We start from the raw sequence: 20,294 nt of genomic DNA, 5'->3' as shown, positions 1-20,294 counted from the left end.
CGATGTGGCGCGGTGAACAGTGGGCCCCTTGAGTTCTTGCGATGATCGGGCGGTGTCCGCTCACGAGTCCCACCACCACTCCGCCCCGCACTCCCATGCGCACGGCCATGGTCCTGCCGCGCCCGTCTCCCGGCATCTGCGCAAGGTCATCGCGGCGGTACTGATCCCGTTCGCGGCCGCGGTGGCGGTCGGTCTGTTCGTGCTCTGGCCGGGCGGTGCACCGCCCCACAAACCGTCGGGGGTCGGCTTCGACCAGCCCACGGAGACGGCCAGAGTGGTCAAAGTGGCGGAGGTGAACTGTGCGGACGTCCATGCCGAACAGCAGCCCCAGCCCCCGTCGCCGACGGGGCAGCCACCGACCGGGGGAGCGGACAAGGGCAAGCCCTGCCAGCAGGCGACGATCGAAGTCACCACCGGAGAGAACAAGGGGCGCACCTTCCAGACGGTGGTGACACCGGACGCCCTGCGCCACTACACCACCGGCCAGGAGGTGGTGGTGTCGTACTCCCCCAAGGCACCGAAGGATCTGCAGTACTCGATCAGCGATGTCGACCGGTCGCTCCCGATGTGGCTGCTGGCCGCGATCTTTGCGTTCGCCGTGGTGATCGTCGGCCGACTGCGCGGACTGCTCGCACTGGTGGCCCTGGCGGCCAGCTTCGTGGTCCTGACGCTGTTCATCCTTCCGGCGATCCTGCAGGGCTCCAATCCGCTGGTGGTGGCGGTGGTCGGGGGCAGCGCCATCATGCTGATCGCGCTGTACCTGTGCCATGGACTGACGGCCCGCACCTCCGTGGCGGTGCTCGGCACCCTCGCGTCGCTGCTGCTGATCGGGCTGCTCGGATCGGTGTTCATCGGCTGGGCGCTGCTGACCGGCAACACCGACGACACGACCGGGCTGGTGCACGGTCTGTACCCGGACATCGAGATCCGCGGTCTGCTGCTGGCGGGCATCATCATCGGTTCGCTGGGTGTGCTCGACGATGTGACGGTGACCCAGACCGCCGCGGTCTGGGAGCTCAAGGAGGCGGACCCGTCGGCCGGCTGGCGCAAGCTGTACGGCGCCGCGATGCGGATCGGCCGGGACCACATCGCGTCCGTCGTCAACACCCTTGTGCTGGCCTACGCGGGTGCCGCACTGCCGCTGCTTTTGCTGTTCTCGATCGCACAGAGCAGCGTCGGTACGGTCGCCTCGAGCGAGGTGGTCGCGGAGGAGATCGTCCGCACGCTCGTGGGCAGCATCGGGCTGGTCGCCGCGGTGCCGCTGACCACCCTGCTGGCCGCGCTGGTCGTCTCGGCGGACCGGAAGGAGCGGAGCGCGCCGACCGGCGACGAGGCGGGAGCCGGACAGACGACCGGGGCCGAAGCCGGGGCGGCTGTCGGGGTCACCGGCGGCGTGCCGGCGAGCCCCACGAGTGGCAGGCAGGGACGACGTGGGGGACGCGGCAAGCGACGTAAGCAGTGATGACGGGCAGGTGGGAGCAGGGGAGGGGTGACGGGGACCGGGTCAGCCGGCCGGGGCCTCCGTGAGGATCTGGTCCAGTACGGCCTCCAGGGTGGCGCAGACCTCTTCCTTGCCCAGCGGGACCAGTCGGTCCGTACGGTCCAGGAAGGCGACCAGCGGCGCCGCACTCACCCGGAACAGCGCACGCTCGGCGCCGACTTGAAGGCTGATGAGGACATCGCTGAGGTGCTCGGGGGAGGCCGGCTCGATACGCACATCGCCCTCACCGGACGGCCGGCTCAGCCCGTCCAGCAGCAGCTCCCGGCCGAACGCCCAGGTCACCGGCGCATCGCCGGGCAGATCGAAGGTGAGGCGGACGGCATACGGATCGGCGCTGGCGAAGTCCAGCTCCACCGGAATCCGGAACGCAAGCTCCTCCGAGACGACGAAGCTCATGATCACTTCTGCCTGAACTGTGTCGGTCATCAACCACTGCCCCGCACTTGATCGGAGATGGCCGGGAAACAACCCCCGTAGCCCTATTGGCGCCATCGTCTGCCACGCGCCAGCAGATCACAAGGAGTGAGTTTTCAGATACTGATAGAGAAGGCGAGTGTCGTTAGTGTCGCCTCCGCCATTTTCCGTAGTCGGTCTGTAACGGACCGCAATCGACGCAGTTCGTCCACGGGCAGGGAAACCGCCAACGTCGCGGCGGCCGCCCCGACCTGGACGGGAAGGGCGGAGCACACCGTGCCCAGGGCATATTCCTGACGCTCGTAAGCGACTTGGCCGCGACGCACCGTATCCAAACGATGCAGTAAATCGTCCTCAGTTCGCACGGAAAAGGGCGTTATCGGCTGGACGGGATGGCGCGCCAGATGCTCCTTCCTCGTTGCCTCGTCGAGCTGCGCGAGCAGACATTGCCCGATCGCATGGGCGTGTGCGGTGGCACGGAAGTCGACCCACTCCGTGACCGGCGGCCGTGCCGGGTCATCGGTCACCGCCACCACCTCCACTTCACCCTCCCGGTAGACAGCGAAGTAGACGGCGGCACCCAGTTCCCGTCCCGCCACGGCGAGCGCCTCGGAGATATGGGCCCGTTGCCGGCGCCTGGCTCCGGCCCCGCCGATGGCCTCGGCCGCCTCCCCGAGGACGAACACACCGTTCTCACGCCGGAGATAGCCCTCGTGCGTCAGGGTCCGCAGCAGGTGGTAGGTCGTCGGCAGCGGCAGCCCGGCTTCCCTGGCCAGTTGCTTGGCGGGCGCGCCGTCGGCATGTGCGCCCACCGCCTCCAGCAGCCGGAGCGCGCGCTGCACCGAGCCGATCAAGGTGGGATGGGAGGCGGATTCACCGTTCACGATCGCCAACGCAAACCCCCAGGTCCGCTCGCAGTGGGGCACGGGCCCCGGCCACGGGACCCACTCCCGCGACCCGCGCGCGCCTCCCAGGCACCCGCGATGACGCCCGGACCGGGCTCGCCTCACCCGGGGTGTTCCGGAACGCCACCGTCCGGAAGACGCCGGCGATCGGCACTCTAACTCGGCAGAGGGGGGCACAAGACCGAAAGCCGGAGGAGTTACCCCGCCCGCGCACCGCTGAGCGGGGCTGTGCGGGCGGGGTTCGACAGCGGACCCAACTGCGTCGCGATGAGGTGCATTTGGGGTGCTTTGGGGGGCGTGAGCTGTTCGGCGAACGTCACCGAGCGGGATCACTGCTGCGGCGACCGCCGGTGGTCGGGCACCGGCGGTCGGTCGCGGCGGCTGTGGCTTACCAGTCGCTCTTCGACGAGGAAGAGGACGAGCCGCTGGCCCTGCGGACGAGGTAGATGACTCCGGCGATCAGGGCCGCCGCGATGAGGACCTTGAACAGCACGCCGATCAGGAAGCCGAGCGCGGTGGCGATCAGTCCGCCGAAGACGACGATCAGGATGACGGGCACCACGACCCAGGTGACCCACCACGGAAGCCCTGCGAATATCCCCTTACCGGCCACTGCTCTCCCCTGCTTTCTGTCTGTCGCGCTGCCGTTGTCCGTACCGCGCTATCCGTCTGCCGCGCTGTGATCGCGCTGATGGCCCCGTCCGCGTGCTGCGTGTCTGCCGCCTCACGCCTCAGGTTTCCCTTCACCAACGATGCTAGGACGCGGATCACGACCGTGGGGGCTCCTCAGCCCCGGTCCTCCCCTGACCCGTCCCCTACGGGTCCCGGGGCCCGGCCCTTAGCTCTCAGGAGGAGAGAAGACCACCATCACCCGGAGGTCCTCGCTGATGTGGTGGAACTTGTGGGGCACCCCGGCCGGCACATAGACCACGCTGCCCCGTGCCACCGACTGTGTCTCCTGCCCGACGGTGATCGCCGCCCGGCCGCTGACCACGAGATACACCTCGTCCTGGGCATGCGGCTGCTGTGGATCGATGCTGCCGGCATCCAGCGCATAGAGCCCGACCGACATATTGCGTTCCCGTAGGAACTGCAGATACGCACCGTCGTTCGCGGCCCGCTCCGCTTCCAGCTCTTCCAGTCTGAAAGCCTTCATGCCGATCGCACCCCTCGATGATTCAGACTCGTCTGCGACGATCTCACCATGAAGCATTTTCTGGTCAAGACGATCGCCAATGCCGCGGCGCTTGCCGTGGCCATCTGGCTGCTCAAGGACATCACGCTCACCGGTGAGAACACCGGCCGCCAAATACTGACACTCATCCTCGTCGCGCTGATCTTCGGGCTGGTCAATTTCCTGGTCAAGCCCGTGGTGAAGCTGCTCTCGTTCCCCCTGTTCATCCTCACGCTCGGCCTGATCACGCTGGTCGTGAACGCGCTGATGCTGCTGCTGACCTCCTGGCTCGCCGGCAAGGCCGATCTCGCCTTCCATGTGGGCGGCTTCTGGACGGCACTGCTCGGCGGCGTGATCATCTCCATCGTCGCCTGGGCGATGCATGTGGTCCTTCCCGACGAGGACTGACCCTTGACCGCTCCCTTCCGCATCTGCTTCGTCTGCACCGGCAATATCTGCCGGTCGCCGATGGCGGAGTCCGTCTTCCGCGCCCGCCTCGCGGAGGCCGGGCTCGACGGCCTGGTCGAGGTCGACAGCGCGGGGACCGGCGGCTGGCACGAGGGCGATGGAGCCGACCCGCGCACGGTCGCCGTACTGCGCGCGGGCGGCTATGAACACGCTCACACCGCCCGCCAGTTCCATGCCTCCTGGTTCGACCGCCTCGACCTGGTCATCGCGCTCGACTCCGGCCATCTGCGCGAGCTGCGGCGCCTGGCCCCCACCGCAGGGGACGCCGCCAAGGTCCGCCTGCTGCGTGCGTACGGGCCGGGCCCGGCGACGGGTGCGACGGCGGACAGCAGCTCGGGCCCGGTGTCCGCCCCTGCCTCCGACCCGGCTCTCTCCGACCTCGGTCTCTCCGGCGATCTCGACGTACCCGATCCGTACTACGGCGGTTTCGAGGGCTTCGAGGAGTGCCTGGAGATGGTCGAGACAGCGAGCGAAGGCCTGCTGACCGCGGTCCGCGCCGCGCTCCCGGCCCGTACCGCCGTCACGGCCCGCGCCCCCGAGCACGACAACCGGCGCGCTGCCCGGGAACCGCATCAGCCGCAGCAGAAGGAGAGCGCATGACCGGCGACGGCACCCGCGCCGTACGAGCCGGGCTCCCGGAGCCCGAGGCCTACGAGCCGACCCTCCCCGGGCCGGTGTTCGCGGCCCACTACCACCTCCCCGGCGATGCCGTCGGCCCCTACACCTACGGCCGCGACGCCAACCCGACGTGGACCCGTCTGGAGCAGGCCATCGGCGAGCTCGAATCGCCGGACGAGAGCGCCCATACCGTCGCCTTCGCTTCCGGGATGGCGGCGATCACCGCGGTCCTCTTCTCCCAGCTGCGCTCCGGCGACGCTGTGGTGCTCCCCAGCGACGGCTATCAGCTGCTGCCGGCCGTCCGCACGCGTCTGGAGAGCTACGGCATCGAGGTCCGTACGGCGCCGACGGCACACGACGCACAGCTCGATGCGCTGGACGGCGCCCGGCTGCTGTGGATCGAGACGCCTTCCAACCCCGGCCTCGATGTCTGCGACATCCGGCGGCTGGCCGACGCGGCGCACCGCCGGGGCGCCCTGGTCGCCGTCGACAACACCCTCGCCACCCCGCTCGGCCAGCGCCCGCTCGACCTCGGCGCGGACTTCTCGGTGGCCAGCGGCACCAAGGCGCTCACCGGCCACGGCGACGTCCTGCTGGGCTATGCCAGCACCCGCGATGCCGCGCTCGCCGATTCCGTACGGCTGTGGCGCAAGACCGTGGGCGCCATCCCGGGCCCCATGGAGAGCTGGCTCGCGCATCGCTCCCTCGCCACCCTCGCGCTGCGTGTCCGCCAGCAGTCGGCCGGTGCGCTGGCGCTGGCCGCGGCGCTGGCGGACCGCCCGGAGGTCACCGGCCTGCGCCACCCCGGACTGCCGTCCGACCCGTCCCACGAGCTCGCCGCCCGGCAGATGCGCCCGGGGCGCTTCGGCTCCGTGGTGTCCTTCGTGCTGCCCGACAAGTCCTTCGCCGAGCGGTTCCTGGCCGCGCTGACCTTGGTCGACGATGCGACGAGCTTCGGGGGCGTACGGTCCAGCGCGGAGCGGCGGGCCCGTTGGGGCGGAGACGCGGTGCCGGAGGGCTTCATCCGCTTCTCGGTCGGCGTCGAGGAGCCGGAGGATCTGATCGCGGATGTCCTCCGGGCGCTGAACGTGGCCGCACAGAACTGACCGGGACAACCAGGATCAACCGCACCATCGGGATGAGTCGAACAAGCGGGGCGCGCCACCAGGTCCGGCACACCTGAAGCCATAAGGAAGGCCGGCAGGGTATCCCCCCTCGTCACCCTGCCGGCCTGCGGTTCCCATGGCCCCGAGTCCACGCGTTTCACGTGAAACCAGATGTTCCACGTGAAACCAACCGCTCGAACAAGGCTAGTTGACCGAGCGTCAGTGTCCAATCACGCTAGCGACACATCCCTATCGACAAATTTATAGTTGGCCCGCGACCAGGCTTCCGAGGGGCGCAGGAGGTATGCGATGGATCTGGCTCTGCTGCGCACCTTTGTCACGGTGCACCGGGCCGGCTCCTTCACCCGCGCCGCGGCGTTACTCGGCCTCTCCCAGCCCGCGGTGACCAGCCAGATCCGGTCGCTGGAACGCCAGTTGGGCCGCCCGCTCTTCCTCCGGAACGCCCGTGGGGTCACCGCCACCACCATCGGCGACGAACTGGCTCACAAAGTGGCGCCGCATCTGGACGCGCTCACCGAGATCACCGAGGCAGGCCTGGACCGGGACTCCGTCACCCGCACCCTCCATCTCGCCGGCCCCCCGGAGTTCCTCACCGAGCGCGCGCTCCCGGCGCTGACCCCGCTGATAGCCCAGGGCCTGTCCATCCGCACCGCCTTCGGGCCCGCGGAGGAGATGCTGACCGGTCTGGCGGCCGGCCACCACGATCTGGCCGTCACCACGACCCGACCGCGCGGCGGACTGCTCACCGCCACACCGCTGTGCGACGAGGAGCATGTGCTGATCGCCGCGCCGCACTGGGCGGCCGGTCTGGGCGGCCCCGAGGCGCTGCAGGCCGGTGGCGTCCGCCTGCTGGACCCCGTACCGATCGTCGAGGTCCACGAAAGTCTGCCGCTGATCACCCGCTACTGGTCCGCGGTCTTCGACGCCAAACCCACGGGCTCCGCCGCCGTGATCGCCGGCGATCTGCGGGCGGTGCTGTCCTGTGTCGCGGCCGGCGCGGGGCTCGCCGTACTGCCCCGCTATCTGTGCGCCGACGCGCTGGCCGACGGCGACGTCCTCACCCTGCTCGACCCGCCGGTGCCCCCGTTGCGGACCTACTTCCTGGCCGTACGGACCGGGACGCTCGGCCTGCCGCACATCGCACGGGCGCATGAAGGGCTGCTGCGGACCGCTGTCGACTGGTGACCGAGGGGCGAGGGTTTCACCAGGCCGTGACTGCGGCATCTGTCCCCTATGAACGAACGGCCAGTCGTCAAACGCACCGCCCGCGCGATTCTGCTCGATGGTGCGGACCTCGTTCTGATCAAGCGCACCAAGCCGGGCCGGGCCCCGTACTGGATCACTCCCGGCGGCGGCGTCGAGCCCGAGGACGCCACCGTCATCGACGCCCTCCACCGTGAGCTGGACGAAGAGCTGGGCGCCAAGATCAAGGACGTGGTGCCGGTCTTCGTGGACACCGTCGAGCACTTCAGCGACGGCGGGGTGGACGGCGTGAAGGTCCAGCACTTCTTCGTCTGCCGGCTCGACTCGATGGACCTCACACGCCGGCACGGCCCCGAGGTCGAGGAGCCCTGCGGGGACTACGACATCGTGCGGGTGCCCTTCACCCGCGTCGGCATCGCCTCCGTCGAGGTCGTACCGCTGTCGCTGCGCCACTACCTGGACGGCAACATCGAGGGCGTGCGGGCCATGCACGCACCCGACCTGGGCTGAGCGGACCGCCGAGCCACTGCGCCGGCCGCCGCGGCAGCGCCGTGTCAGCCGTCGCGCCGGTCGAACCATCCACGGAATCCGGCCTCGTCCTCGGACGGGCGACGGGGCTGGGCGCGGGCGAGCACCCGCTCCACCCGGTCGAGAAATTCCGCGTTCAGCTCCTCGACGAAATCCCCCCGGCCGGAGCCACCGGGCCCGGCGCCGTACGCGGGCTCGGCCCGTGCGGCACGGTGCACGCCGACCTGCGCGGGACCGCCGCCGTACACCGGGGCCGCGCCCTGATAGGCCGCCTCGCCCGTGTCCTCGTGGAGTCCGCCCCGAAGGTGCTCGTTCCCGCGCTCCGCGCGCCGGAACGGCGGCCGCTCACTCGCCTCGGCCGCCGCGCCGAAGAAGTCGCCGCCCTTGCGCTTGCTGTCGTCGGTGCCCCATGCCCGCGCCCCGCGCTGCTGTGCCGGGACCTTCTGCAGATGCGGAATGTGCTTGGCGCAGTGGATGTACGCCTCTTCGACCTCGACCGTGACCCACAGCTGGGCCCGCCGCCCAGGGACCGGGTCGACCGGCAGACCGGCGTGCTGCGCCCGCATCTCCTCGTCCAGGACGACCCGCGCGCGGCCGTTGATGTGCAGCCCGATGCGGTCCCGGGTGAAGTCGATCATGAGGATGCCCAGGCGCGGGTTCTCCGAGATATTGCCGATGGACGCCATGACACCGTTGCCACGGTATTCCGGATAGGCCAGCGTCCGGTCGTCGAGCACCCGGACGAACCCCGGCGGGCCGGCCCGGAACGTCGAGTCGCATTCGCCGTGCCGGTCGGCCGTGGCCAGGAAGAACATCTCCTGCCGGGCCACGAACTCCTGCATACGGACGTTGAGATGGTCCAGGACCTGATCCCCGTAGAAGCGGTCGGCACGCTCGGTCGTACCGAGTCTCTGCTGCACCAAGTGCTCGCCGTCGCTCCCGGGGCGTTCCTGCCGCGGCATACCCCACCCCTCCCCTGTCGGACCGAATTCGCCCTGTGCTGCCAAGACGTCAATCTCCTGCCGAGACCAGCTCTTCTATGGAGTCGTGCCGTATGCGGTCGGTCGGGATGCCGACTCCCACCAAAGCGTCCACACCGCTGCGGATCAACCCTGGCGGCCCGGAAAGGTAGGCGTCGTATTCCCGGAACGGTCCGTATTGCCGTACTGCGTCCGGAAGTTGCCCGGTTTCGCTGCTCGTCCCGCCACGCGCCGCCGGTCCGGTGGCGACGACCGGGCGGACGGACAGCCAGGGGTGGGTCTGTTCCAGCCGCAGCATGGTGTCGAGGTCGTAGAGATCATGGTCGCTGCGGGCGCCGTAGAAGACCTCGACGGGACGCCGGACACCGTGTTCCGCGACATCCTCGACCAGCGCCTTGATGGGCGCGATACCGGTGCCGCCGCCGACGCACAGCAGACCGCTGCGCGTCGTGTGGTCGACGGTCATCGAGCCGCCGGGGGCACCGAGCCGGATGACATCGCCGGGCCGGGCGCGGTGGACCATGGCGTTGGAGACCCAGCCGGCCGGGACCGCCTTGACATGGAACGAGAGCAGACCGTCGGAGCGGGGCGCCGAGGCGAAGGAGTAGTGCCGCCAAATACGCGGCCACCAGGGGGTTTCCACGCTGGTGTACTGCCCGGCGAGGAACGGGTAGGGCTGGTCGGGGCGGACCGTGACCACCGCGATATCGGGTGTACGCAGCTCGTGCGAGACGACCTCGGCCTGCCACCAGGCGGGAGCCACGGCCTCGTCCTCGGCGGCCGCGTCGATCATGATCTGCGAGATCGCCGTGTAGGCGCGTACCCAGGCGGCCTGGGTCTCCGGCCCCCAACTGGACGTCGCATAACGCGCAAGCGCGCTGAGCAGGCATTCGCCGACCGCCGGGTAGTGGTCGGGCTGGGTGCCGTATTTGCGGTGCCCGCGGCCGAGATTCGCGAGGTACGCGGTGAGCACATCGGCGTCGTCGACATGCTGGGCCGCGGTGAGCAGCGCCTTGAAGAGCCGGTCGCGCTGGGTGTCCATCGAGGCGGGGAACAGCGCCCGCAGGTCGGGGTACTGGACGAAGAGCAGCGCGTAGAAGTACGAGGTGACCTTGTCGGCCACGGGCTCGATCTCCGCCATGGTGCGACGGATGAGAATCGCGTCGGGGGAGGCGGGGCTCGCGGAAGAGACCGAAGCGGTCAGAGCGTCGAGGGAGGGCTCCGGCGCGGGAGCGGCGGGACGGGCCTTGGGGGTGAAGGCAGAGGGCGCGGGGGCCGCGCTCTGGGCGGGCGGTGCCGGGGCGGCACTTCCCGCGGCGCGCGCCGATTCGTGTACGGGCTCGGGCTCCCGGCCGCGGACGGACTCGCGCTCCCAGGGCGGCTGACCGTCCCGGACCGGCTGACGGTCCCAGGAGGGCTCGGCCTCGCGGCGCGGCGGTGCGTATGCCGGGGCGGCGTACCCGGAGGGGGCCGCGGTCTGCTCGGTGTAAACGGGGGCGGTGGGCGCTCCGCCCGCCTCGTGCCGAGACTGCGGAACCTGCGACGGCTCCGTCTCTCGCTCACGCTCGGCGGCGGTGCCTACCGGCCGGATCGGATTGACCGGCCGACTGGGTATGCGTTCCCGGTCGTTCCGCTCGTCTCTCTCGTTCCACTCGGGGTGATCTCTGTGGTCACCGCGATCGGAGTGTGCACTCCGGTCGTCCGGTTCGGCCCGGCCGTCCTGGCCTTGTTGCCGCTCCTGGCTGTTTTGCCGCTCCTGTTGTTCTGCGGAGGACTTCTTCGCCGGCGGAGTGAACCAACCCCAATCGCCACTGCTCCCGCCGGAAGAGCCGTTATCGGCCGACGTAGTGGTCGGAGCGTCCATGGTCTGCCTCGCCTCGAACGTCTTTCGGTCGTCTTCGCACTTCCGTGGATCGGAACTGCCCGGAATTCCCCCGCCCTGCCCCGGAATTCTTCATCGACTCAAGAGATTCCGGCAACTTCCTCCAAAGCGGACAAATCTCACTTCCCTGCGACAAGATGGAACAGATGCCGTGTCAGCAGCATGCCACTCCTCCTCATCACGATGGACAAATAGTCGGAAGTCCGGGTGTCACGGGCCGCTTCGCCGCTAGGCTGACGAGCTTTACCTGCCCTTCGCGCAGCCCCGGAAGCCCTCACTCCGCCAAGCCGGACTCGACCATACCGGCAGTAGTTGAAACCACAAGTCCTGATCTTGGAACACTCCGTGCGGCCCTTCCGATAACAGTGATCCTCCCCACAGAGTGCAATTTCAGCGCACACAGCGGACGAATCCTCCGCGGAAAGTTCGGAATTACCGGCCAGTACGCACCAGCTCGTATGCCTCGCGCAGATCACCTCCCGCATACGCATATGAGGCCAGGTCACTGACATGGTGATCCGCATTCACTGCCACCGACTGCGGAACCACCGCGAACAGTTCGGTGTCCGACAGGGAGTCGCCGTACGCCACGCAGTCGGCCCGGGTCAGCCCGTACCGCACACAGAGTTCATCCGCGATACGCACCTTCGCCGCCGAGGTGAGGATGCCGGCCGGATCCACCGCCTGCCGGATCGGCACCGCCGGCCAGCGGGAACCGTGCGCCGCATCGGCGCCCCAGGTGAGCAGCCGTTCCACAAAGAAGGCCGGGGACAGGGAAATCACCGCGCACCGTTCGCCACGGGCCCGGATATCCGCCCAGACCTCCCGGATTCCGGTCAGCCAGGGCGCACCGTCGAAGGCCGCGGCCACCTGAAGTTCGGTCAGCTCGGCGGCCCACAGCTCGCATGCCCGCTGGGCGAACTGCACGGGCGTCAGCGCACCCGCCGCAAATCCGCGTTCCAGCTCGCCGATCTCCCGGTCCAGCCCGAGCTGCCGGGAGATCTCGATAGCGGCCGCGGACCCGTAGAGCAGGGTCCCGTCCATGTCGAACAGATGCAGCTTGCTCATGGCCCCGGAGCCTAGGGCGCCCGACGGCGGGAAGCACGGGCGGGAGGGGGTATAGGTGCAACCGGGTTCTTACGACCCCAAATCCGACAAGGTGCGGCGCACCTCTCGGCGCCGTGGCTCGGGTATCTACTCAAGGGCGCGTACGTGCGGATACTCCCGCTGTCAGATGTACCGCGCGGCGTGGGGCGGGACCGTGACGGTATGCAGCAGCTCAGCCGCCCCGCCCGCCGGGCCGTCCTCGTCGTTCATGTCGCCGTATCCGTCAGCTGGCTCGGTCTCGCCCTCGGGCTGCTCACACTCGGCATCACCGGCTACACCACCGGCTCCCCCGAGATGACGACGGTCGCCTACCGGGCGATGAAGATCTTCGGTGACTGGCTGGTCCTCCCCATCGCCTTCGGCTCGCTGGTCAGCGGGCTGGTGCTGTCCCTGGGCACCGCCTGGGGGCTGGCCCGGCACCGCTGGGTCATCGTGAAGTTCTGGCTGACGCTCGTCACCGTACTGCTGTCGGTCTTCTCACTCCGGCCCGGTATCAACCACCTCGCCGCCGAGGCCGCCGCGGGCATCCCGGCCCCCGACATCAGCCTCGTCGTCGCGCCGGCGGTCGCCACGGTCACCTATCTCTTCGTCACCGCGATCTCCGTCCTCAAGCCCTGGGGGCCGACCGCACGCGGCAGCCGACTGCGCGAGGCACAGTCGGCCGAGGCCCGCGCCGGCCGGGCACGAAGGAGCGGCATCAAGGGCGCGGGCGTCCGCTAGCGGAGGGCGGGGCCGGGGTCAGGTGAGGTCGGCCTCGGCTATCGCTGCGGTGACGATCCGGTGGTCCTGGTCGGGGGCGCCGCCGCCGAAGCCGAGCGCGCCGATCAGCCGGCCGTCCCGGTGGAGCGGCGCACCGCCCGCAATGAAGAGCAGCGGCCGGTCCAGCGCCGTGGGCAGTGTGTGGAAGAGCCCGTCGGGGCGTACGAGGTCGACGAGGTCGGCGGTCGGCGCGTCCAACTGCAGTGCGGTGTACGCCTTGCGGGTGCTGGTCTCCCCGGAGATCAGCACGGCCGAGTCGTCCCGCCGGAAGCCGAGCAGCTGACCGCCCGCATCCAGAACGGTGACGCTGCCCCGCACCCCGAGGCCATCGGCGGCACGCACGGCGGCCTCGATCAGGGCATCGGTCTCGCGGGTGGTGAGGGGACGGACGGTGGGGGTGGGGGTGACGGTGGTGGTGCTCATGAGGTGGTCCTTTGGGTGTGGTGACGCCGGCCGGGCGGGTGGTGCGCGGAGCGCCGGTGATGCGGAGGGTGCGGTACGGACGCGGCCGTCAGCCGTGTGCCGCCGGTATGGGCTCGTCGGCGACCACGCTTCCGTCGGCGACCACGCTCGGTCCGCCGGCGGCCACCACCTGGCCACGGCTCGTCTGACGCCGCTCCAGGACGGAGGCGAATATCGCCACCCCGAGCGCCGCGACGGTCATCAGCGCACCGACCCAGTTGGGAGCGGTGTAGCCCAGGCCGGCGGAGATGACGATCCCGCCGAGCCAAGCGGCCAGCGCGTTGCCGAAGTTGAAGGCCGCGATGTTGCCGGCCGAGGCGAGGGTGGGTGCCGAGGCCGCCTGGTCCATCACCCGCTTCTGCAGCGGCGGCACGGTGGCGAAGCCGAAGATGCCGATCAGCGCGATGGTGACGGTGGCGGCGGTCTTGTCGTGCGCGGTGAAGGTGAACGCGGCCAGCGAGAGCGCCAGACCGGTCAGCGACACGAACAGCATCGGCATCATGGCGCGGTCGGTGAAGCGGCCGGAGACCAGGTTTCCGCCGACCATGCCGAGACCGAAGATGGCCGTCAGCCAGATCACGGAGGACGGTGCGAAGCCGGTGACCTCGGTCATCATCGAGGCGAGGTAGGTGACGGCCGCGAAGACGCCGCCGAAGCCCAGGATCGTCATCAGCATGGCGAGGCCGACCTGCGGGTTGCGGAACACCGCGAGCTCGCTGCCCATGGGAGAGGCCGCCTTCGCCCGCTGCGCGGGGACCAGCTTGACGATCCCCAGCAGGCCGATCACGCCGAGCGCGGTGATGGCGTAGAAGGTGGTGCGCCAGTCGAAGTGCTGGCTGAGCATGGTGCCGGCTGGTACGCCCACGACGTTGGCGACGGTCAGACCGCTGAACATGAGCGACAGGGCGGTGGCGCGCTTCTGGGGCGCGACGAGGTCGGCGGCCACCAGCGCGCCGATGCCGAAGAACGCGCCATGCGTGAACGCCGCCACGATCCGCCCGGCCAGCATGATCCCGAAGTTGGGCGCCAGGGCCGTGAGCAGATTGCCCACGATGAACAGGCCCATCAGCAGTATCAGCATCTGCTTGCGGGTGAAGCGCGTGCCGAGCGCGGTCATCAGCGGCGCGCCGATGACCACACCGAGGGCGTAGAGAGTGGTCGCGTATCCGGCGAGGGGGATGGAGACACCGAAGCCGGCCGCCATGTCGGGCAGCAGGCCCATGACCGCGAACTCGGTCGTTCCGATCCCAAAGGCACCGATGGCAAGCGCCAGGAGTGCGAGAGGCATGACGGATCCCTTCACATCATTGCGTCCGTCCTTTACGAGCGTCCACAATAATTGCAGACGCGGGTTAATTGCAAGCGCCGTATATTTCGGAGGTGGCCTATCCTGGTTGATGCGCCCATGAGGAGGTCTTCGATGACGCAGCAGACACGGGACAAGCGGGAGACGCAGAAGACGGCGGTCCCGCAGCCGGCAGCGGCCGAGCCCGGCTGCCCGACGGCCGAGCCCCCCGGGCTGGCGCAGGGCTGGTGCGCCCTGTCCGCACTGCACAGCCGCATCGAGTCACACATCGAGCGCGCGCTCCAGACCGCTCATGACCTCAGCGTCCGGGAGTTCTCGGTCCTCAATGTGCTCAGCGAGCAGCACGACGGACCGGGCGGTCATCTGCGGATGCACCAGGTCGCGGACTCCGTCGTGCTCAGCCAGAGCGCCACGACCCGCCTGGTCACCCGGCTTGAGGAGCGCGGGCTCCTCTCGCGCTACCTGTGCCCCGACGACCGGCGCGGCATCTACACCAACGTGACGTCCGATGGCCTCGCGCTCCTGGTGGAGGCCCGGCCCACCCACGACGGCGCCCTGCGCGAAGCCCTCAAGGACGCCGCGCAGCGCCCCGAGCTGGCACCCCTGGTCACCGCCGTCGAGACGCTCGCGCCGCCGCAGTGACGCTGACGGACGGATGAGGAACGGGCGGACGCCAGTACGGGCGGCGGGGCCGCCTGCCTGCCGCCCCCGCGATCACACGGCATAAGGTCGCGCCCATGAGCGATATCGAGATACGCCGCGCGACCGAATCCGATCTTCCCGCCATCGTCGCGATGCTCGCCGACGACCCCCTGGGCGCCAGCCGCGAGTCACCGGACGATCCGGCTCCGTACCGCGCCGCGTTCGAAGCGCTGGCCGCCGACCCGCAGCAGCACCTGGTCGTGGCCGTCCGCGCGGGGCGGACGGTCGGTACGCTCCAGCTCACCGTCATCCCCGGTCTGTCCCGGCGCGGCGCCACCCGCTCGATCATCGAGGGCGTACGGATCCACCGCGACGAGCGCGGCGGGGGTCTCGGCACCCAGCTCATCGAGTGGGCGGTCGCGGAATCCCGCACGCTCGGCTGCCAGATGGTGCAGCTCACCTCAGACGCGACCCGGATCGACGCGCACCGCTTCTACGAGCGCCTCGGGTTCGAGGCCTCGCATCTGGGCTTCAAGCTCCCGCTCTACTGATCAGGTCCGGCCGGAACCCGGCCGGACCTGATCACGTCTGGCGCGTACGCTCCCGCGCTCGGTGTGCCTTCTGCCGGCAGGCACCACCGCAGTAACGCGCGGGTCGGCCCGTGTGCGCCGCCGCGATCGCCGCACCGCACACCCCACACCGCGATTCGTTACGTTTCACCGGCTCGATTTCGAGTTCCGTTACAGCCCGCTCCGGCCGCAGCGCATCACACATCAGCGCCGTCATCCGGCCCAGAGCCCCGCCCTCGGAACCGCTTCCCGGCACGGCCCGCTCCATCGAAAGACAGCCGACCAGCAGCGCCCTGAGATCCGCTATCCCGACGTCCTGCCGTACGGCCCCCGCCTCTTGGGCCCTCCTGAGCAGGACTTCCAGCGCGTCGTCGAAGTCCTGTCCGACTCCTGGCGACGGCTCGAAGCGGCCCGCGCCGGCCGCCTCCAGTGCGTCACACAGCGCCTTGTTCCGTACCGCGAGCCGTACCACCGAGGACAGAAAGCGAAAGAAGACCGCACCGGGATCCGGGACCTCCGCCAAGTCCCTTGCGGTGTCGGTGAACAGCTCGATCCGGTCCACGATCGTCGCCCTGAACAGGGCTTCCTTGGAAGGAAAATGGCGATAGACGGTCCCGGCACCGACCCCGGCGCGGCGCGCGATCTCGCCGAGCGGTACCCCCAACCCCTGTTCCTCGAAGGCGAATCGGGCCGCCTGGAGCACCAGCGCCCTGTTGCGCCGCGCATCCGCACGGGAGGGCGTCACACCACCGTCCGTCACTGCCGGGCCTCCTGAGAAACGATTGACACCGGGTCCGCGCGCCGGAATTCTAACCGGGTCGGTCATTCCGATTCTATGGGAAGGTTCCAGCATGATCGTTAATGGCTTAGTCGTCGCGGTGGCCGGATCCACGGGGCAGCAGGGGGCGCGGTGGCCCGCCGGCTACTGGCGGACGGCTGGACCGTGCGGGCACTCACCCGCGATCCGACGAGCCCCGGAGCTCGCGCCCTGGCCGACGCCGGCGCGGACGTACGCGCTGTCGACATGGCCGACCCCGCCGCACTGAAGCCCGCGCTCGACGGCGCCTACGGCGTCTTCAGCGTCCAGCCTGCCTCCGGAGCCCCGGGTACGCCACCGGACCACTCCTGGCAGAACGAGGTCACAGCGGGCCGTAATGTCGCCGACGCGGCCGCCTCCGCGGGCGTACGGCACCTCGTCTACTCCTCCGCCAACAGCGCCCAACTCCGGTCCGGCATACGGATCCTGGAGAACAAATGGGCCATCGAGGAGCACATCCGCAAGCTCGGGATATCCGCCACGGTGCTCCGCCCCACCTCGTTCATGGAGAACTACCTCCACCCGGTATGGGGCCTGCAGGACCGCACCCTCACCACCGCCCTGGCACCCGACATCCCCCAGCAGCTCATCGCGCTGTCCGACATCGGCGCCCTGACCGCACTCGCCCTCACGGAACCCGACCGGCTCGCCGGACAGGCCCTGGAGCTGGCAGGCGACGCCCTTACGCCCCCGCAGATCGCCGAGGCCCTAAGCCGCGCCACCGGGCGTGCGGTGCCCTATGTCCGTCTGCCGATGGCGACGCTCCGCGAGCTCAGTCCGGATGCCGCCGAGGGCCATCAGTGGCTGAACGACCGCCGGGCCTGTGGCGCGGATATCGACGCACTGCGTGCCCTCCACCCGGACCTGATGTCCTTCGACACATGGCTGGAGCGCGAGGGCGCTCGGCAGCTGAAGCGACTGCTCGCCTGACGACATCCTCCAAGCGCCGCTGACGCTCTCGGATAGCTCGGCAGGCTTGTGTTCCGCGTACTCCACAGCATCGCGTCACGGACAACGACCCCTGTGTACAAGGTGTTTCACGTGAAACGACGCCGCTTCCCGGCATACGCGTGGGGTCGTGTTTCACGTGAAACACGACCCCACATCGACAACCGTCTACAGCCAGGCGCCCGCTCGGCTCAGCCGGCGACCACCGCGTCCCACGCCGCGCCCGCCGCCTGGGCCGCACCTTCGGCGTCCACGGACACGCCCTGGGCACGCAGCCCGCCCGCCAGCGCCACCAGGGAGGCCGTGACCACCGCCCGGTCGGCGGAGCGGCCATAGTGGTTCACCCGGATCATCTCCTTGGCCAGCGCGCCCGCCGCGGCCTGCACCGGCACCGCACCGTCCAGCGCGACCGCGGCGGTCACGATCTCCCTGGCGTCCACTCCCTCGGGCGCACGGAGCGTCGTGGCGACCGGCGCCGCGTCCTCCTCGCGCACGACATACGGAGTGAGCCCGCCCAGCGCCCGCACACCGGCCCGGGTCGCCGCGGCCGCCGCCCGGTGCCGGGTGAGGACCGCCTCCAGCCCCTCGGCCTCCAGACGGTCCGCGGCCTGCTCCAGCGCGAGCATCTCCAGCTGCGCCGGAGCGTGCGGAAGCGCGGTGCGTCCGCCGTCGATCCAGCGCTCCTTCCAGTCCAGCAGCGAGAGGTACGAGCGCCGCGGAGCCTGCTCATTGGCGGCGATCCGCTCCCAGGCGCGGGCGCTGACCGACACCACCGACACCCCGGCGGGCCCGGCCATCGCCTTCTGTCCGCCGATCACACAGAGGTCCACGCCCCACTCGTCGGTGAGCAGCGGCTCGGCGCCCACCGAGGCGACCGCGTCCAGCATCAGCAGCGCGCCGTGCTCCCGCACCACCGCACCGATCTCGGCCACGGGGTTGGTGTTGCCGGTGGCTGCCTCCGCGTGCACCAGGCTCACGAAGTCGATCTCGGGGCGCTCGCGCAGCGCCTCCGCCACCTGCTGCGGAGCGACCGCACCCGTGAACGGCGCGGCGAGGGTGACCACCTCGGCCCCGCAGGAGCGCAGCCAGCCGCCGAAGGTCTCGCCGTACGGACCGGTGACGATGTTGAGCGCGGTGCTGCCGGGCCGCACGGCCGAGCGGATGCAGGCCTCCAGGGGCAGCAGCGCCTCGCCCTGCATCGCCACGACATCGCCACGGGTACGCATCAGCGCCCCGACCTTGTCCTCGATCCGCGCGAAGCGGGCGGCGGTGAGCGGCGGCAGATCGAGCAGGTCCGGGGCGGCGGAGTTCGCGGTCGGGTCAGACACAGCAGTCACAGGGCCTTCCAGCGGTAGCGAGCCGGCTCGGCGCGGCTCCTGACATCTGGACCGACTGTACGTCCGCGCGCCGCGCCCCCGCCGTACGGGCCTCAGACCCGCCAGCCTTCCGGATCCACCCCGCCGGGCACCGGCGCCGACGGCTCGTACGGACCGCGGGTGAACACAAAGGTGCCGAGATCCAGATGGCTCACCGCACCGTCCCGGTCCCGCCTCACCCGGAGCGTCTCGCCCGCGTAGTAGCCGTCCAGCCCGGTCCATGTGCCGTCCTCTTCGGCCCGGAACCGCGAGGAACGCCCCGCCCCGGACAGCGGGGTGAGCTCCAGCCCGCGCTCGGCCCGCAGCCGCAGCGCATGGGGGCTCGCGCCCCAGTACCAGGGTCCGGTCAGCGCCAGCAGCTCCGGATCCAGCGGCCCGGGCAGCGGACGCCAGGGCTCGGGGATCCGGGGCTCGTGCGCGAGGACGATCCCGGTGAGATCGGCGGCGAGAGCCCCGGCCGCCGGGCCCGAGGTGCAGTTGGTGAGGACGACGCCGGCCACGTCCTCCTCGGCATCGGCCCACAGCGCCGCCAGGAACCCGGGCATCGAGCCCTGGTGCCCGACCAGCAGCCGCCCATCCCTCCGCAGGAGCTGCACTCCCATCCCGTACCCCGCATCCCAGGTACCGCTCTCCGGCGGCACGGCCGGCGTCCGCATCTCCGCCAGACTCGCCGCACCGAGCACCCGCGCATCGCCCCTCAGCAGGAACGCCGCCCACCGGCACAGGTCCTGGAGCGTCGACCACAACTGCCCCGCCGGGCCCATCAGGCCGGTGTCCTCGGCCGGCTCCGGCAGCAGCGCGTCGGCCCACGGGTGCACCGCCCAGCCACTCGCGTACGGCTTCTCCGGCCGTAGCGTCGTACGGTCCATGCCCAGCGGTTCCAGGACCTCGCGCCGCAGCACCTCGCCCCACGGGACACCGTCCCGCAGCCGTTCGACCAGTGCGCCGAGCAGTGCGTAGCCGACGTTGGAGTAATGGTGCCGCCGCCCGGCCGGCAGCCGCTGCGGGCGCTCGTCGAAGAGGTCGGCCGGCTCGGGCCGCAGTTGGCCCGCGGTCCGCTCCCACCACGGCCCGCGCGGCTCGGCCGCCAACCCCGCGCTGTGGGAGAGCAGTTGCGCGATCGTCGCGTCCGGCACCGGAGTGCCCTCCAGATGCCTGCCGACGGGGTCCTCCAGCCGCAGCAGACCCTCGTCCCGCAGCCGCAGCACCAGCACGGCGACAAAGGTCTTGGTGAGCGAACCGATCCGGTACTGCACATCGTCGTGCGGTGCCTCCCCCGCCACCGCGCCCCGGGCCCCCGTCCACACCGCTCGTCCGTCGCGGACGACCGCACCCGTCATCGACGGCGCGCGCCCTTCGGCCTGCCCGACCGCCAGCCGGTGGAGCAACGCCCGCCGTGTCTGCGGCAGCAGCTCCGCGAACTCGTCGGGTGTAGCGACCGCGCCCGGTCCATGGCCGACGGGCTCGGGACGGGGAAACTCCGTGGACTGTGCGATGGTCATGGCGCT

General features: G+C 70.2%; 22 protein-coding genes. 10 read left to right on the top strand and 12 right to left on the bottom strand.

Features of this window, described 5'->3' with window-relative positions; translation table 11 throughout:
- Positions 1–52: 52 nt before the first annotated feature.
- Positions 53–1,462: a YibE/F family protein gene (locus tag NUT86_RS21330; RefSeq protein ID WP_274737106.1), complete on the top strand. Its 1,410-nt coding sequence runs from the start codon at positions 53–55 to the stop codon at positions 1,460–1,462.
- 42 nt (positions 1,463–1,504) lie between these two features.
- On the opposite strand, the gene NUT86_RS21325 is transcribed toward NUT86_RS21330, so the two are convergent.
- The 4 genes from NUT86_RS21325 to NUT86_RS21310 all read right to left on the bottom strand — a co-directional run bounded on the left by NUT86_RS21325 (position 1,505) and on the right by NUT86_RS21310 (position 3,976).
- Positions 1,505–1,927, bottom strand: coding sequence for an SsgA family sporulation/cell division regulator (locus NUT86_RS21325; RefSeq protein WP_026170069.1), 423 nt, complete (start codon positions 1,925–1,927; stop codon positions 1,505–1,507).
- A gap of 104 nt (positions 1,928–2,031) precedes the next feature.
- Positions 2,032–2,802 (bottom strand): IclR family transcriptional regulator, encoded by a 771-nt coding sequence (locus NUT86_RS21320; protein ID WP_269777531.1) that lies wholly within the window; start codon positions 2,800–2,802, stop codon positions 2,032–2,034.
- A gap of 406 nt (positions 2,803–3,208) precedes the next feature.
- The gene (locus tag NUT86_RS21315) at positions 3,209–3,433 is read right to left on the bottom strand and encodes a DUF5326 family protein (protein WP_018092151.1); all 225 of its coding nucleotides are present in this window, start codon (positions 3,431–3,433) and stop codon (positions 3,209–3,211) included.
- A gap of 225 nt (positions 3,434–3,658) precedes the next feature.
- Positions 3,659–3,976, bottom strand: coding sequence for a cupin domain-containing protein (locus tag NUT86_RS21310; protein ID WP_018092150.1), 318 nt, complete (start codon positions 3,974–3,976; stop codon positions 3,659–3,661).
- Positions 3,977–4,024: 48 nt separating this feature from the next.
- Here NUT86_RS21310 and NUT86_RS21305 point away from each other — a divergent pair, with 48 nt between their 5' ends.
- The 5 genes from NUT86_RS21305 (at position 4,025) to NUT86_RS21285 (ending at position 7,920) form a co-directional block, all read left to right on the top strand.
- Positions 4,025–4,402 (top strand): phage holin family protein, encoded by a 378-nt coding sequence (locus NUT86_RS21305; RefSeq protein WP_018092149.1) that lies wholly within the window; start codon positions 4,025–4,027, stop codon positions 4,400–4,402.
- A gap of 60 nt (positions 4,403–4,462) precedes the next feature.
- Positions 4,463–5,062 (top strand): low molecular weight protein-tyrosine-phosphatase, encoded by a 600-nt coding sequence (locus NUT86_RS21300; protein ID WP_371874918.1) that lies wholly within the window; start codon positions 4,463–4,465, stop codon positions 5,060–5,062.
- Entirely contained in the window at positions 5,059–6,186 is a 1,128-nt protein-coding gene (locus NUT86_RS21295) for a cystathionine gamma-lyase (RefSeq protein ID WP_274737101.1), read from the top strand. Before NUT86_RS21300 ends, NUT86_RS21295 begins: the two co-directional genes overlap by 4 nt.
- Positions 6,187–6,495: 309 nt before the next feature.
- Positions 6,496–7,392 (top strand): LysR family transcriptional regulator, encoded by an 897-nt coding sequence (locus NUT86_RS21290; protein WP_266438659.1) that lies wholly within the window; start codon positions 6,496–6,498, stop codon positions 7,390–7,392.
- A 48-nt stretch (positions 7,393–7,440) separates the two neighbouring features.
- Positions 7,441–7,920 (top strand): NUDIX domain-containing protein, encoded by a 480-nt coding sequence (locus tag NUT86_RS21285; protein WP_018092145.1) that lies wholly within the window; start codon positions 7,441–7,443, stop codon positions 7,918–7,920.
- 44 nt (positions 7,921–7,964) lie between these two features.
- On the opposite strand, the gene NUT86_RS21280 is transcribed toward NUT86_RS21285, so the two are convergent.
- From NUT86_RS21280 to NUT86_RS21270, 3 genes are all read right to left on the bottom strand, one after another.
- Entirely contained in the window at positions 7,965–8,900 is a 936-nt protein-coding gene (locus NUT86_RS21280; protein WP_266438655.1) for a pyridoxamine 5'-phosphate oxidase family protein, read from the bottom strand.
- A 49-nt stretch (positions 8,901–8,949) separates the two neighbouring features.
- Positions 8,950–10,782 carry a globin domain-containing protein gene (locus tag NUT86_RS21275; RefSeq protein ID WP_274737099.1) on the bottom strand — a complete coding sequence of 611 codons (1,833 nt, stop codon included), beginning with the start codon at positions 10,780–10,782 and terminating at the stop codon, positions 8,950–8,952.
- 450 nt (positions 10,783–11,232) lie between these two features.
- Entirely contained in the window at positions 11,233–11,868 is a 636-nt protein-coding gene (locus tag NUT86_RS21270; RefSeq protein ID WP_018092142.1) for an HAD family hydrolase, read from the bottom strand.
- Positions 11,869–12,069: 201 nt separating this feature from the next.
- On the opposite strand from NUT86_RS21270, the gene NUT86_RS21265 reads away from it, so the two are divergent.
- Positions 12,070–12,627 (top strand): DUF2269 domain-containing protein, encoded by a 558-nt coding sequence (locus NUT86_RS21265; RefSeq protein WP_274737097.1) that lies wholly within the window; start codon positions 12,070–12,072, stop codon positions 12,625–12,627.
- Between the two features lie 18 nt (positions 12,628–12,645).
- Here the strand turns inward: NUT86_RS21265 and NUT86_RS21260 are convergent, their stop codons facing one another.
- Positions 12,646–13,089, bottom strand: a complete 444-nt coding sequence (locus tag NUT86_RS21260) for a GlcG/HbpS family heme-binding protein (RefSeq protein WP_109891078.1) — start codon at positions 13,087–13,089, stop codon at positions 12,646–12,648.
- 88 nt (positions 13,090–13,177) lie between these two features.
- Positions 13,178–14,416: an MFS transporter gene (locus NUT86_RS21255; RefSeq protein ID WP_093648285.1), complete on the bottom strand. Its 1,239-nt coding sequence runs from the start codon at positions 14,414–14,416 to the stop codon at positions 13,178–13,180.
- 132 nt (positions 14,417–14,548) lie between these two features.
- Between NUT86_RS21255 and NUT86_RS21250 the strand changes: the two genes are divergently transcribed.
- Both NUT86_RS21250 and NUT86_RS21245 read left to right on the top strand, forming a co-directional pair.
- Entirely contained in the window at positions 14,549–15,076 is a 528-nt protein-coding gene (locus NUT86_RS21250; protein WP_018092138.1) for a MarR family winged helix-turn-helix transcriptional regulator, read from the top strand.
- 95 nt (positions 15,077–15,171) lie between these two features.
- Entirely contained in the window at positions 15,172–15,627 is a 456-nt protein-coding gene (locus NUT86_RS21245; RefSeq protein ID WP_274737095.1) for a GNAT family N-acetyltransferase, read from the top strand.
- Between the two features lie 31 nt (positions 15,628–15,658).
- Here the strand turns inward: NUT86_RS21245 and NUT86_RS21240 are convergent, their stop codons facing one another.
- Positions 15,659–16,471: a TetR/AcrR family transcriptional regulator gene (locus tag NUT86_RS21240; protein ID WP_274737094.1), complete on the bottom strand. Its 813-nt coding sequence runs from the start codon at positions 16,469–16,471 to the stop codon at positions 15,659–15,661.
- 84 nt (positions 16,472–16,555) lie between these two features.
- On the opposite strand from NUT86_RS21240, the gene NUT86_RS21235 reads away from it, so the two are divergent.
- On the top strand, positions 16,556–17,392 hold the full coding sequence (locus NUT86_RS21235; RefSeq protein ID WP_274737092.1) for an NmrA/HSCARG family protein: 837 nt from the start codon (positions 16,556–16,558) through the stop codon (positions 17,390–17,392).
- A gap of 209 nt (positions 17,393–17,601) precedes the next feature.
- On the opposite strand, the gene NUT86_RS21230 is transcribed toward NUT86_RS21235, so the two are convergent.
- Together NUT86_RS21230 and NUT86_RS21225 are read right to left on the bottom strand one after the other, a co-directional pair.
- The gene (locus NUT86_RS21230; protein WP_446750829.1) at positions 17,602–18,738 is read right to left on the bottom strand and encodes a pyridoxal-phosphate-dependent aminotransferase family protein; all 1,137 of its coding nucleotides are present in this window, start codon (positions 18,736–18,738) and stop codon (positions 17,602–17,604) included.
- 101 nt (positions 18,739–18,839) lie between these two features.
- Positions 18,840–20,288 (bottom strand): serine hydrolase domain-containing protein, encoded by a 1,449-nt coding sequence (locus NUT86_RS21225; protein ID WP_274737089.1) that lies wholly within the window; start codon positions 20,286–20,288, stop codon positions 18,840–18,842.
- Between the last annotated feature and the right edge of the window lie 6 nt (positions 20,289–20,294).

The sequence above is a fragment of the Streptomyces sp. G7(2002) genome, assembly GCF_028870195.1.
In the GTDB taxonomy this organism is placed as follows: Bacteria; Actinomycetota; Actinomycetes; order Streptomycetales; family Streptomycetaceae; genus Streptomyces; species Streptomyces nigrescens.
The sequence above is the reverse complement of the archived record's forward strand: the minus strand, read 5'-3'. Positions and strand labels throughout refer to the sequence as shown.

Coding starts and splice junctions, on each gene's coding strand:
- NUT86_RS21325 (WP_026170069.1), bottom strand. CDS start 1,927: ATGACCGACACAGTTCAGGCAGAAGTGATCATGAGCTTCGTCGTCTCG.
- NUT86_RS21310 (WP_018092150.1), bottom strand. CDS start 3,976: ATGAAGGCTTTCAGACTGGAAGAGCTGGAAGCGGAGCGGGCCGCGAAC.
- NUT86_RS21305 (WP_018092149.1), top strand. CDS start 4,025: ATGAAGCATTTTCTGGTCAAGACGATCGCCAATGCCGCGGCGCTTGCC.
- NUT86_RS21300 (WP_371874918.1), top strand. CDS start 4,463: ATGGCGGAGTCCGTCTTCCGCGCCCGCCTCGCGGAGGCCGGGCTCGAC.
- NUT86_RS21295 (WP_274737101.1), top strand. CDS start 5,059: ATGACCGGCGACGGCACCCGCGCCGTACGAGCCGGGCTCCCGGAGCCC.
- NUT86_RS21290 (WP_266438659.1), top strand. CDS start 6,496: ATGGATCTGGCTCTGCTGCGCACCTTTGTCACGGTGCACCGGGCCGGC.
- NUT86_RS21285 (WP_018092145.1), top strand. CDS start 7,441: ATGAACGAACGGCCAGTCGTCAAACGCACCGCCCGCGCGATTCTGCTC.
- NUT86_RS21280 (WP_266438655.1), bottom strand. CDS start 8,900: ATGCCGCGGCAGGAACGCCCCGGGAGCGACGGCGAGCACTTGGTGCAG.
- NUT86_RS21275 (WP_274737099.1), bottom strand. CDS start 10,782: ATGGACGCTCCGACCACTACGTCGGCCGATAACGGCTCTTCCGGCGGG.
- NUT86_RS21270 (WP_018092142.1), bottom strand. CDS start 11,868: ATGAGCAAGCTGCATCTGTTCGACATGGACGGGACCCTGCTCTACGGG.
- NUT86_RS21265 (WP_274737097.1), top strand. CDS start 12,070: ATGCAGCAGCTCAGCCGCCCCGCCCGCCGGGCCGTCCTCGTCGTTCAT.
- NUT86_RS21260 (WP_109891078.1), bottom strand. CDS start 13,089: ATGAGCACCACCACCGTCACCCCCACCCCCACCGTCCGTCCCCTCACC.
- NUT86_RS21255 (WP_093648285.1), bottom strand. CDS start 14,416: ATGCCTCTCGCACTCCTGGCGCTTGCCATCGGTGCCTTTGGGATCGGA.
- NUT86_RS21250 (WP_018092138.1), top strand. CDS start 14,549: ATGACGCAGCAGACACGGGACAAGCGGGAGACGCAGAAGACGGCGGTC.
- NUT86_RS21245 (WP_274737095.1), top strand. CDS start 15,172: ATGAGCGATATCGAGATACGCCGCGCGACCGAATCCGATCTTCCCGCC.
- NUT86_RS21240 (WP_274737094.1), bottom strand. CDS start 16,471: ATGACCGACCCGGTTAGAATTCCGGCGCGCGGACCCGGTGTCAATCGT.
- NUT86_RS21225 (WP_274737089.1), bottom strand. CDS start 20,288: ATGACCATCGCACAGTCCACGGAGTTTCCCCGTCCCGAGCCCGTCGGC.